The organism is Pollutimonas rozaliensis (assembly GCF_048751585.1).
In the GTDB taxonomy this organism is placed as follows: Bacteria; Pseudomonadota; Gammaproteobacteria; order Burkholderiales; family Burkholderiaceae_B.
In genome coordinates this window covers 1-276 of sequence record NZ_JAZHOB010000094.1, presented here as the reverse complement: position 1 = coordinate 276, position 276 = coordinate 1, and the positions used below count along the sequence as shown (strand labels likewise).

The following is a 276-nucleotide window of genomic DNA, read 5'->3' as shown; positions in this document are numbered from 1 at the left end:
AGCTACACCGACGGCGTGATTATCAACACCCGTTCGATGGCCTCGTTTACCGTTTACGGCGTGCCCGCCACTTATGTGAGCGCGGCCAACTACACCGCCATTATCAGCATCGATGACACCAACCAAGGCACAGAGTGGGTGCCCTTGCTCTCGCCCAAGCCTGCCAACGGCAGCGTGGCGGTGTCGTTTTTGAGCGGCGGGCAATGGTACGTTGTTAAGGATAGCGGCGACTACATCCTGCTCGATGAGGCAGGCAACAACTGCGGCCGCGTTACC

The 276-nt window shown here is 59.1% G+C and carries 1 protein-coding gene; it reads left to right on the top strand.

Annotation, left to right across the window (positions count from 1 at the left end; all coding sequences use genetic code 11):
• Positions 1-276 (top strand): hypothetical protein (locus V0R37_RS22120; protein ID WP_420376561.1); only part of this gene is annotated, 276 nt, incomplete at both ends.